This is a genomic window from Photorhabdus kleinii (assembly GCF_025384885.1).
Classification (GTDB): Bacteria; Pseudomonadota; Gammaproteobacteria; order Enterobacterales; family Enterobacteriaceae; genus Photorhabdus; species Photorhabdus kayaii.
This window is the reverse complement of the sequence record NZ_JAJAFY010000050.1, coordinates 22,028-33,739: the sequence shown is the minus strand read 5'-3', so window position 1 is coordinate 33,739 and position 11,712 is coordinate 22,028. Positions and strand designations below refer to the sequence as shown.

Genomic DNA, 11,712 nt, shown 5'->3' with positions numbered 1-11,712 from the left:
GAGAGCGCGGTTTTATCACTACAGGGAAAATAGTGCTGCCATCCCTGATATTATCAAGAGTAAACTCCTTTGGGGTAGCAATTCCTCCCTGTTCAGCCACTTGCTTCATCATTTTTTTATCACGAAATCTCCTGGCTTGAGTACATGTCATTCCAGGTATTTTCATCTTCTCCCTAGCACTGGCGGCAACAAAAACGGAGAATTCATCGCTGGAAATTACGGCTGATACTTCATGACGAATAATAATCTTATCAATAGCATCCATAACATCAGAATGTACGGAAAAATCACGCACTATATAGTGTTCTTCACTTCGATAATTATGTGTAGTTTGAGTAAAATCCTCTATAAGAAAAATAAAACGGATATCTGACAGCACAAATTGTTCTGCCAACTCGGTAGTTTTCTCCGTTATGTCCGGTTCACAGGAAACAATCAGGATTGTATTTAACTTTACGTCTTGCATTTGTTGATAACCGTCCTTCTTTTATAGCTTTTTTCCCTAGGGATCTGCTTCATTCGGATCGGATGAACATAAACTTTATGGGAAAATAAATTGCTCAAATGATGCTGAAATGCGTCAAAAACTCCGACATCATGCTGTACGGCGTCGTTTTTGATCACATAAAGTACATTTATACGATCTGGAGCTAGCTGTACTACGCGAAACTCAGCAATGTTAGCCTCATCCCGACAGAAAAAACGCTCTACTGCGTCCAGAATACTTCCGGGAGATATTGTATTCCCATATAAGGTGGTTAACCCCTGATCAGCACGGCCATGTAGCTTTCTGATTTTCCTAAAATGACTGCCGCATGAACATACTTCTCGACTATCATCAAGCTCACATAAGTCACCTTGCTGATAACGGATCATCGGCATAGCATCGTTCCACAAATCGGTACCTATAATATCGCCGACACCTTGAGCATCGCGGTTAATCACCTCAAGGTGCACGTCGTCCTCAACGAGATGATAATGCTTATCCATACATTGCATCGCCATAATGTCAAGCTCTTCAGAAGAATACTCGTCGCGTACTGGTACTTTGAAGATCGCCTCATAGCGATAGCGCTCTTCCTGAGTAGTTGTTTCTGAATTTGTCGAAATTAGTTCTACACCATATATATCTAATCGTTCACCCAGTGCTGCCAATTTCCCAAGATAGCTGCCAATGGATGATATAATCTGAGGACGCATAGCTTTTATATGATTCAAAGCATAAAATTCCGGACAGTCTTGACTTAAAGTAAAAACACGGTATTCGCCAAGAACCGAGCTATGCCACCACATGCAATAATGAATATTATAAATCCAGCGAGCTGGATCAATTTTCTTACCAGACATAAACTCAAACATACGGTACTTGAATAATATGTCCAAATTCGTGCGCTTTTGCGGCAAGATGATTTGCACCTGTTTTCCTGACGAGCCAGAACTGCTCATCCAGCGGCATTTTTTCGGATCATACCGCTGAGAAGGCATACCCAGCGGAAAATTATTAATTAACCTCAGCTTTGCTTAAGGATAGCGATTTCAGAATCACGTAAATTTAAGCTCGGTTTTTTCGGTTGGAATGTATATGCAATTAAGCCCGATACTACCTCCAACAAAAAGCCGACTATACTCCGATATCGTGAATGTTCTATCTGAGAAATATTTTTCAATTGGTCATTCACGGTCTCTATCAAAAAACGCTTTCTTAACATAATTTTATCCCAAAGCGATAAAAACTTGGCTTTCATATTGCGACGAACACTTGTGATAAGTGTTCTCCCTTCTGCCTCCAGTTCATCACTTAAAGCTTGTGATAAATACCCTTTGTCGCCATACAGATGTCCTGTTAATCCTTTTACCCATTCCTTAACCGGATGGCGCTCATCTGTATTTCCCGGCGCTAATTTGACAGACAAAAGCTCCCTACAATCATTAATGACCAAATGAAGTTTAAAACCATAAAACCACCCCATACTGGTTTTCCCCCCGTTGTGCTACCCCCTCAAAAACCTTATTTCGGGGAATACGAAGATTATGGCAAACGGCGATTTTGGTGGAGTCGATAAAAGCAATGCCTTGTGATTTTTCTTTGCGTGAAGAAAGAAAAGCGCACAACGGGATAATCGCTTTTTTCTTCAAGGTTATTATTCGGTTGTCACTGACCAGATGGGGGAAATCAGCCTTAAGATACTGTTGCACATGCTCAATATAAAACGCTTTGAAATGACGATAGTGGCTCATGTGAAATAAAATGAGGAGCGTCATGATTTCACTCAGTGACAGGGAAGCTGCGCGATGGCGTTTAAGCCGGTTATTCTCGATGAGCTGTTGTTCCCAAAGCGGAATAAATTTTTGGCAAAAATCATCGACGCAGCAGTCAAGTTCTTCTAAAGTCATCATAGCCTGAGGATCTCCACGATTTTGTTTTCTATACAAAAACTTTGATCGTGCCTCAGGCTCTTAGTTCCTTTTTTCTTTCCTTTCTTAAGCAGAGTTCAGGTTAATTAATGCTCATCAGGGGGCAGCTTTCGGATTGACTGGACTGGATGTACCTAATACTTAGGAGGGCAAGTTATGTATAGTAAGATCTGTCTATGTGATAAATGTGGTAAAACGTTGGGTTTCGGCACTTATCCTCCTGATGATGGTTCTGCATTTATTTGCGTATATACCGAGGGCAGTAACCAGCTAAACATATCTATCTGCAAAGTATGCTTTGTTAGCGTAATTACGTTAACTCCAACATTGAAATGTTTTCACCAAAGCAAGATACCCAGTTTCACCATGTGATATTCAAAAGAAAAAGATAATGAACGTATATAATAAAATAGTACCAAACGAATTTGATGTGCCATTATTGGTATATGGCAATGGCTTTATTTTACGGCCATTAAGCCCGAAATACGCCAATATCGACTATGAAGCCGTAATGAAGAGCCGACCGATTTTAAAAGATATCTTTTCTGACGACTGGCAGATGATATCAAAAGTTGGGAAGATAACTTGCGTTATATCGAAGAAGATTATAGCGATTTCCAACAACGAATTGGCTTCTCTTATATTATTCTTGATCCTTCGGAATCTCATTGCCTTGGGTGTGTATATATATTCCCCTCACTTTTTGAGGGATATGATGTAGCTATTTACTACTGGTTACATATTAATATCCTGAATTCAGCACTTGCTTATGAAATAGAAACTTTCATTCGTAAGTGGGTGCAAGAACATTGGTGCATACCACACCCTGCTTATCCTGGGCGAGACATACCTTGGCCTGAGTGGCTGCAACGAGAAAGGAAGACTTTTGCTGGCACTATTGCAAATAGCACAGATGTCAGCAAATAGTTATATTTAACCCCATCATCTTGGGGTTTCTTGGAAAAACGAGCAATGCTGTATGCTAGCGAAACCGATATCAACTAAACAATCACCTACTTAAAGTAGCAACTTTCTTTAATATCCTGATTTCAAAGGATTCGCATGTCTGACGTATTAACTCACGTACTCAGCTTGCGACTTCTCCTGTCAGCACCTTGCATCTGTATTTCGTTACCCACACCAAATAGTATTCAATCTGAAATAACGTGTGGCTGTCATATCTATAATCCATGTTGCACCTCCGGCACAACATAGTACATCATCAGGTTAAATCGACATTTTTACTGCCAAATAGCAAAGTCATTACAAAACCACTGATATAAGCAACCACTAGCCCGGCGGTGTACACTGTCATTCCGACAAAAATACCGCTGTTCGAGGTCATCAGTGGCAGTGCTACCAATCCAGATGGACCAAAAACCGTATTCAACCCAACAGGTAATCCCAAATAGGCGACCAAACCGATAAAGAAACCGCCGGCGGCACCGCCCAAACAGGCGGTAATAAAGGGCTTGATTCGCGGCAATGTTACCCCATAAATCAAAGGTTCACCAATACCGAGCAGACCTGGAATAATGGCGCCTTTTATTTGCGTACGCAGCAGAGAGTCTTTTTTCGCTTTGACATACAGTGCCAGCGCTGCACCAACCTGTCCGCCGCCCGCCATTGCAAGAATTGGGAACAGAGAATTAAAGCCTTGTGCCTCCATTAGTGCGAAATAGACGGGAACAAACCCTTGGTGAATACCAAACATAACAGCGAGTAAAAATAGCCCAGCCAATATCGCCGTGCCAAAAGGATTGCCGTTAAGGTTAAGGAATAACCATGACATGCCGCTGAACAGATAACTCCCCAGCGGCATGATAAAGATAAAGGCAATGGCTCCCATGATTAGCAGAGTAATAGCCGAAGTGAGGATCATATCGAGGTTATCCGGGATAATCTTACGAACTTGCCGTTCTACCCATGCTCCCAAAATAGCGGCGATAAGAACGCCGATAATATTGCCGCGCGGATCGATGCTATAACCAAAGAAAGTAGCAATACCGGAATAAAAACCGCTGGTGGCATCCGGGTTATAACTGAGTACAAACAGCGAAGCAATAATGGCGCCATTTATTCCTGAGCCGCCAAATGCTTTTTGCGCGTTATAACCGATTAGAATACTCAGAAAGCTGAACATGCCTTTACTGAAAACTTTCATATAGCCGATGATTTCAACCAAAATGGTATTAGGGTGTTCAACACCCTGAATAGCTATCTGTTCAAGTAAAGTAGCAAAGCCGAGAAGCAGACCAACGGCAATAAAACCGGGGATCAATGGCGTAAAAATGGTAGCGAATTTGGTCAGGAATTTGTGTACAGCACTCACCTGTTTCTCTTTAAGTTGCTTTTTATTGGCAGAAGCAATATCGGTTAAATCAGTGCCGCTTGGTTTTGATTGTTCTGTATGGGGAGAAGAAGTTAGCAATTCATTCATTATTTCAGCCGCAGCTAGAGTCTTTCCCGGTCCAAGCACAATCTGCAACTGATCGTCGCTTTCGACAATACCTAACACATTGGGGATCTGTTTTAACCTGGTTTTATCCACTTGCGTATAATCATGCAATGTCAATCGCAGACGGGTCATACAGTTGCCGCATTGCGCTACATTATCTGCATTGCCGATAGCTTTAAGGATCTGGGCAATGACTGTCTGATTAATTTTAGCCATCTTCTTACTCCTTCTCAGCAGAGGAAGTGGTTACCGAACGGCTGAGATCGTCGGTCGAATAAAACCGTGATGTTTTTCCAGTAAAGCCTTTGCTTGTTGAGCATTGACGCCCGCCAGAATCATCACAATGGCGGTTTTACAATGTCCATCACATTCAGCCAGTGCCTGCTCCGCTCGTTCACGGTTACATTCTGCGGCGGCCATAACAATATTTTTCTGCCTTTCAACCAGTTTGGCATTCGTCGCTTCTACGTCCACCATCAGGTTGCCATAAACTTTACCTGTACGGATCATGGCGCCGGTGGTCAGCATATTCAGAATTAGCTTTTGGGCTGTACCGGCTTTCATTCGTGATGAACCTGTGACGATTTCTGGCCCAACTATCGGTGTAATGGCGATATCGGCTGCTTGTGTCATCGGGCTTTCCGGGTTGCAACTAATGCAGACAACGGTGGCGCCAACGGATTTCGCATACGCCATTGCACCCAAAACATAAGGTGTACGGCCGCTGGCGGCAATGCCAACCAATACATCTTTTGAGTTAAAGTTTAGCGCTTGAAGATCATTTGCGCCCAGTTGTTGGTTATCTTCTGCATTCTCAACCGCATGTAGAATGGCCTGATGTCCTCCGGCAATCAATCCAACCACTTGTTCTGGTTTGGCGCCATAAGTGGGTGGGCACTCACTGGCATCCAAAATCCCTAACCGGCCCGATGTACCGGCCCCGATATAAATTAAACGGCCTCCCTGACGAAATGCTTCGACAATTTTGTCTACCGTTTCAGCGATTTTCGGCAAAGTTTGCTCTACAGCCAGTGCGACTTTTTTGTCTTCATCGTTAATCAGTTTTAGCATTTCAAGGGTTGGCAGAGTATCAATGTTGGCACTAGCTGAATTGCGACTTTCGGTAACTATATTGTTGAGATTGATTTTCATATTGTTTTTCTGATGGAATATTCTTGAAATGATAAATAGTTATTTACTCTTCTTTGTCATAAAGAGCAAATTTGGTCAGTGTTTCGATAAAAGCGATAGCTTTGTGAATGCATTTTATAGGTTGTAGAGCAAAAAGGGTTATAAATCGGGAAAGATGGTATATACCCGTCATCTTTCAAGTTGCCTCTTTGTTGGCTGCGCTTACTCACCCCGGTCACATAGTTATCTATGCTCCCGGGGATTCGCTCCCTTGCCGCCGCGATGCATCTTGAAATCTATAGGGTATAGTTTCTGAATTTATTGAAATAATGAATTAGGATATTAATATGAATGAAAAAAGAAGGGTTTTTAGTAAGGCATGGTTCAAGGATCTTTTTTTATATGGATTAAAGATCTTTTGTCGGACACAATTCCCTTTATGGTGATTATAGCTTGGTCGGCTATGGCCGCAGGTTGTTTTCCAGATATGTGGGGTCGATTGACATTATTGGGTATTTTTGTTGTTACCATTTTTGTTTTTTGGCGTATTAGTAAGAGTTAAGCATATATATTTGTATATATCCGTCATCTTTCAAGTTGCCTCTTTGTTGGCTGCACTTACTCACCCCGGTCACATAGTTATCTATGCTCCCGGGGACTCGCTCCCTTGCCGTCGCGATGCATCTTGAAATCTATAGGGTATATGCTTAACTCGGTTTATTTTCAATAAACTCTATCATCCCATATACTATAAGCAGATGTGCCGGCGGTTATATGATTCCAGGATATAGATCTATATTTGAGAAAGACTTTTTCGTATGGCATCATTTCATTATTGTTTATTGAATTCGGGTAGACGCAAGAAATGTCAACAATACTCGCTTCTATTAATTTGACCTCATAGAAAAGTTCTAACTGTCCAGCGAGATTTGTTCTGTAAAAGAAGAAAATCGCATTCAGTAGTTCGTTTGAAGATATTGCGGCTGCTAACAGCGGGGATGATTTATCTATTGGCTTGATAAATTGTATCGGGTGATGAGCGACATTTTTTTCGCGAGTTATCGTGTGATTTAAATTCAATACCTGTATTTGATCTTCGTGCCCCTTTTGGTATCGGTTTCCTATAGAGTCTAGCATTGAACAACCGGCAGAAATTAAACCTTGTTTCTTACCCTCTAAAGATAAATAAATTATATGTGACATAAGTAATTACCATGCAAATTCTTTAATTGAATTACCTAAGACTGTATGTTTAGGCGGTGAAAGTACGACCTTAACACTAAAATATAAAGAAATTAATAGTTCAATGTTGAATTTTTTTCTTTAAGGATAGCAATAGTGATATAAAAAAATAGTGATATAAAAAAAACGGGCTTGAAATTTTTTGCTATTATATAGTCGACATGGCTATTTTTTATGTAATATAGTGCTACATCCGAGCTTTTAATTGTTAATAGGGTTAGCCGTATGAACGATAGAGATAGAGAACAGTTATTACAACAACTCACGGACGTATTAATGAATAGTCCGTTAATCCCAGAAGAAAAATTGGCAATGATGATGATGCAGTGTTTTAACCTATTGCTGTCAACGCAAGCCTGTGCGATCGACATGAAGATTTCAGATGGCCGGGTTCTTTCACTCAAATTGGAAACTCCGGCGGTTAAACACTAATGCGATGATTTTAAGAATATGGAAAGGGCTTCACAATGACATATAAAAAGTACAACCCCTCTTGGGAGGGCTGTATGGGGGATTTCCTGAGAGGTCATGTTGGGACTAACCAATTAAAACCTCAGCATGAATTCTTTGATGCTATTGGTCTCGAAAAGCAGCTAAGGGAGAATACAACCTATATTGCGCTACTCTCGTTAGATGAAGCGAAAGATGTTCTGGAAGATATTGATTCGCCAAAACCCAAAAGTCCATTTATAAAGAAAATATTTGAGATTACCGATCCCATATCGCCATATGCAGGTAACATACATGATTCTTTTGATCTTTTTAATGTTATAGGAGAATTTAAGAAATTAGGGATTAAAGCGACAGAGTATGTTGGTAAAGACGGGAATAGATATATCAAAATATCAGGTTATGCGGGAGTTAGGAAAATCATCACTGCTTCAAGATATAAAGCTTCTAACATGAAGGTGATATCTATGGGGATTGGGCAGCAAGGACTGAATAGTGGCATAGTTAAGGGAATGAAATTCAGTATATTCTTTTCCGCAGCTTATCGAACGGTTGAGCTTATATTTAAGGATGAATACACTCTGGTTGATTTCTTAGGTAATATTGCGGTAGATTTGGCTAAGACAGTAATAATAGCTTTTGTTTCTTGGGTTATTGGGTCTTTGATAGTAACTACGTTTTTGGCTGGTGCTAGCATAATTGCAGTGGCTGGTATTGTGTTTGGTATAGGTTTTGGAATGACATATGCACTTGATTCTTTGGATAAAAAGTTTAAAATTAGCGAAACTGTTATTAATTTAATTAGAAAAGAAATGGAGAGAAAACCAAGAGCTCCAGAAGCTGATCTTAACCAAATTTTTCATAATTGGGGGAGATATGGTAAATAATAAAATAATACGTATTATTTGCGCAATTTTTTCATTGGCTTTAATGTCGTTTTGTATGTTTATAGTAAGTGAAGATTTATTTTCGTTAATTTTAATGGATGAGAAAATAACATTTTCAGGTGGTGTTTCCATTTTCTTTTTTTCTTTTCCTTTAATTTCATATTATATTATTTTGGTTATCTTTATTAATATAACTGGTCGTTATCCAAAGAGTTACGATATTTTTAATAAATATTTTGGTTCGATAGCCATTATTTCATTTTTTTTAAGTTTTCCTACATCTTTATATGTGAATTATAAGTTAAAAAGTGATGGTTATTTAGTATGTTCAAGAATATCCTGGATGTCGCCGAATACCTATGTAAAAGATATTAAGCTATGTGACTGATATTTTTATTTAATTTATTCATGATTGGGGGCATTATGAGAAAAAAGGCTATACATATCATCTGTGCTCTTTTTATTTTCATTCTAACGTCATTCACTTTATTTTTAACAGGAGAAAATTTAATTTTTTTAATTAAAATGGATGAAAAAATAATATTCTCAGGTGGTGTTTTTATGATATTTTTTTCTTCTCCTTTGGTTTTTTATTATGTTATTTTTGTTGTTTTTGTTAATATAACTGGTCGTTATCCTAAGCATCATGATGGTTTTAACAAATATTTGGGGACGATAGCTATTGTTTCATTTTTTTTAGGTTTCCCTACATCTTTATATGTGAATTATAAGTTAAAAAGTGATGGTTATTTAATATGTCCAAGAATATCCTGGATGTCTCCAAATACCTATGTAAAAGATATTAAACTATGTGATTGATATCTTTAATTTAATTTATTCATGATTGGAGGTGTTATGGAAAACAAGAGAAAGATTATACATATTATCGGTGCTCTTGCTATTTTTATTTTAGCTTTATCCACTTTCTTCTTGACAGTGGGAAATATAATTTCTTTAATTGAAATGGATGATAAAATAACATTTTCAGGTGGTGTTGTTATAATATTATTTTCTTCTCCTTTGGTTTTATATTATATGGTTGCAGTTATTTTTGTCAGTATAACTGGTCGTTCTCCAAAGCATCATGATGGTTTTGTTAACTGTTTTGGGTCGATAGCCATTATTTCATTTTTTTTAAGTTTTCTTACATCTTTATATGTGAATTATAAGTTAAAAAGCGATGGTTATTTGGTGTGTCCAAGAATATCTTGGATGTCGCCGAATACTTATGTGAAAGATATTAAACTATGTGATTGATATGCTAAATATAGTCGTGGATAAAAAAAGAAAAATAATTCATATTATTTTGGCGATTTTTGTATTGTCCTTGGTATCTTTAGGTATGTTTGCTTCTGTTGATAGTCTACTTTCATTGATTACAATGGCTGAGATAATCTCTTTTTCCAATGGGATAATAATTGCGTTTTTTTCTTCCCGTTGGTTTTTTATTTCTTGATTTGTTCTATTTATTTAAATTTAACAGAGCGTGTCCCAAGGTATCATGATGCTTATGTTAAATATCTTGGTGTGATAGCTATTGTTGCGTTTTTTGTGAGTTTTCCTATATCTTTTTATGTGAATTATAAACTGAGAAGTGAGAATTACTTGATATGCCAAAAGATATCTTGGATGTCACCGAATAAATATGTAAAAGATATTAAGTTATGTGATTGATATTAGTCTTATTGGTAGGGTGAGGCGAAAAATGAATCTAATATAGTCGTCCTAATTTTTATTTAAAAATGAGGGTTAATAGTTATATTTTAAAAATGATGTTTTCCAGATATATTTCGCTATCCTATATAGTAGCAAATACATGCCGCAGAATGCATAGGAGTTACTATAGGGAAAACACCTAAAAATCGGGAAATTTATTATCTTCTAACGCATTTAATTTAAATGAATTATTTAATCACTTATCTTAGAGAGCAGAAAGGAATTATGGTAAAAATAAATTATATCAACATTTTTATAATAAATTAATTGATCATCTTATAATTGTTGTTTAATCTCTATTTAATTAATTTCAGTTAAGTCTAAATGATTTAGTTTATTATTGAAATAATAACGTAAGAAAGTATGAAAGATAAACCTGAATGGTGGAGATATGGATATACGTAATCTCAAAGCTTTTATCGTGTTAGCTGAAACACTTAATTATCATAAGGCTTCTCAAATACTACATATTTCTCAACCTGCACTGACTAAGAAAGTTAATGCACTGGAAGCGGAATTTGGGGCTCTTTTGTTTTCCAGAGGACCAGGTGGTACTCGGTTGACTGATTTTGGACAAAAAACTTTTGAGAATGCTCAGAAATTACTGGGTCATTTTGAGCAATTTCAGATTCAGGTTAATCATGATTTGCAAGATGATGCGCCACATTACCTTTATGTTAGCTCTTGTTTTCCTATTTATGATTCTGGAAAAATGGAAGAGCGGATTTTTCTAGGTAGGAAGGAAAAAGCCGTGCTTGTGCTAATTACTGGTTTGACATTTGAGCAGCAAATGAATCTATTAAACTCTGGTTTATTACATATCGCCATTGTTCCTCTACCATTAACTTCATCACTTATGCCTAGAAAGATTTTTACTGAAAAACTCGTTTACCTTTTTAAAAAAGGCAGTGATTGGTTTCGGCATTTTACAGCATTAAGCGCTGAAATGGCATCGTTGTATCAGCTTATTGACATGGATGAGAATGATATACCAATTGATTTTACTGATGGCATTAACGCATTTTCTATTTATGATAATAGTATGAATTTAATGTTAAAAACGAATGATATTATGGTAATGATTGAGCTGATAATTAAACGCAATGGTTTTTCTTTAGTGCCGGAAAAAGTTATCCGCTCAATTCCATCACAATATTTGGATTTATTAGAAGTGTTAAAAACCGATATGGAGATTGATTTTGGTATCTTATGGAGTCCAGTTATCGATTATGAATTGATAAATGAAGCGGAGTTATTATCTTCTCTGATTGATAATGTATGAATGAGGGATCATAGCTTGGTATTTTTAATGTAAAATAAACCATTGCTAATTTAATGTTATTATATAGACGGGAGGAATAAATCAGATATCATAGTTGGTTATTTAAATATTACTATTAATAGTAAGTATTT

12 protein-coding genes and 3 pseudogenes are annotated in these 11,712 nt (G+C 37.4%); 8 read left to right on the top strand and 7 right to left on the bottom strand.

Annotated elements, in window-relative coordinates; translation table 11 throughout:
- The 3 genes and pseudogenes from LG003_RS18800 to LG003_RS18790 form a co-directional block, all read right to left on the bottom strand.
- Positions 1–466 (bottom strand): annotated as a pseudogene (locus LG003_RS18800) (ATP-grasp domain-containing protein); the annotation flags it as partial.
- Positions 454–1,218 carry a hypothetical protein gene (locus LG003_RS18795; RefSeq protein WP_262981365.1) on the bottom strand — a complete coding sequence of 255 codons (765 nt, stop codon included), beginning with the start codon at positions 1,216–1,218 and terminating at the stop codon, positions 454–456. The gene LG003_RS18795 and the pseudogene LG003_RS18800, both read right to left, overlap by 13 nt.
- A 293-nt stretch (positions 1,219–1,511) precedes the next feature.
- A pseudogene (locus LG003_RS18790) lies at positions 1,512–2,397 on the bottom strand (IS982 family transposase).
- A gap of 603 nt (positions 2,398–3,000) precedes the next feature.
- Here LG003_RS18790 and LG003_RS18785 point away from each other — a divergent pair.
- On the top strand, positions 3,001–3,342 hold the full coding sequence (locus LG003_RS18785; RefSeq protein WP_240000867.1) for a hypothetical protein: 342 nt from the start codon (positions 3,001–3,003) through the stop codon (positions 3,340–3,342).
- A gap of 94 nt (positions 3,343–3,436) precedes the next feature.
- Here the strand turns inward: LG003_RS18785 and LG003_RS23535 are convergent.
- From LG003_RS23535 to LG003_RS18765, 4 genes and pseudogenes are all read right to left on the bottom strand, one after another.
- A pseudogene (locus LG003_RS23535) lies at positions 3,437–3,607 on the bottom strand (transposase); the annotation flags it as partial.
- A 30-nt stretch (positions 3,608–3,637) separates the two neighbouring features.
- On the bottom strand, positions 3,638–5,089 hold the full coding sequence (gene murP, locus LG003_RS18775; RefSeq protein WP_262981364.1) for a PTS N-acetylmuramic acid transporter subunit IIBC: 1,452 nt from the start codon (positions 5,087–5,089) through the stop codon (positions 3,638–3,640).
- A 30-nt stretch (positions 5,090–5,119) separates the two neighbouring features.
- On the bottom strand, positions 5,120–6,025 hold the full coding sequence (murQ, locus tag LG003_RS18770; protein ID WP_112879336.1) for an N-acetylmuramic acid 6-phosphate etherase: 906 nt from the start codon (positions 6,023–6,025) through the stop codon (positions 5,120–5,122).
- 702 nt (positions 6,026–6,727) lie between these two features.
- Entirely contained in the window at positions 6,728–7,207 is a 480-nt protein-coding gene (locus LG003_RS18765) for an Hcp family type VI secretion system effector (RefSeq protein ID WP_112879337.1), read from the bottom strand.
- A 264-nt stretch (positions 7,208–7,471) separates the two neighbouring features.
- Between LG003_RS18765 and LG003_RS18760 the strand changes: the two genes are divergently transcribed.
- The 7 genes from LG003_RS18760 to LG003_RS18730 all read left to right on the top strand — a co-directional run bounded on the left by LG003_RS18760 (position 7,472) and on the right by LG003_RS18730 (position 11,581).
- Positions 7,472–7,678 carry a hypothetical protein gene (locus tag LG003_RS18760; RefSeq protein WP_088373465.1) on the top strand — a complete coding sequence of 69 codons (207 nt, stop codon included), beginning with the start codon at positions 7,472–7,474 and terminating at the stop codon, positions 7,676–7,678.
- 35 nt (positions 7,679–7,713) lie between these two features.
- The gene (locus LG003_RS18755) at positions 7,714–8,583 is read left to right on the top strand and encodes a hypothetical protein (RefSeq protein ID WP_192881053.1); all 870 of its coding nucleotides are present in this window, start codon (positions 7,714–7,716) and stop codon (positions 8,581–8,583) included.
- Positions 8,573–8,971, top strand: coding sequence for a DUF1240 domain-containing protein (locus tag LG003_RS18750; RefSeq protein WP_112879338.1), 399 nt, complete (start codon positions 8,573–8,575; stop codon positions 8,969–8,971). The genes LG003_RS18755 and LG003_RS18750 overlap by 11 nt, the downstream gene beginning before the upstream one ends.
- A 35-nt stretch (positions 8,972–9,006) precedes the next feature.
- A complete protein-coding gene (locus LG003_RS18745) occupies positions 9,007–9,402 on the top strand; it encodes a DUF1240 domain-containing protein (protein WP_112879339.1) in 396 nt (131 codons plus the stop codon).
- 36 nt (positions 9,403–9,438) lie between these two features.
- Entirely contained in the window at positions 9,439–9,840 is a 402-nt protein-coding gene (locus LG003_RS18740; protein WP_262981363.1) for a DUF1240 domain-containing protein, read from the top strand.
- Between the two features lie 180 nt (positions 9,841–10,020).
- Positions 10,021–10,257, top strand: coding sequence for a DUF1240 domain-containing protein (locus tag LG003_RS23270; RefSeq protein ID WP_315903395.1), 237 nt, complete (start codon positions 10,021–10,023; stop codon positions 10,255–10,257).
- A gap of 433 nt (positions 10,258–10,690) precedes the next feature.
- The gene (locus LG003_RS18730; RefSeq protein WP_112879340.1) at positions 10,691–11,581 is read left to right on the top strand and encodes a LysR family transcriptional regulator; all 891 of its coding nucleotides are present in this window, start codon (positions 10,691–10,693) and stop codon (positions 11,579–11,581) included.
- The last annotated feature ends 131 nt before the right edge of the window (positions 11,582–11,712 follow it).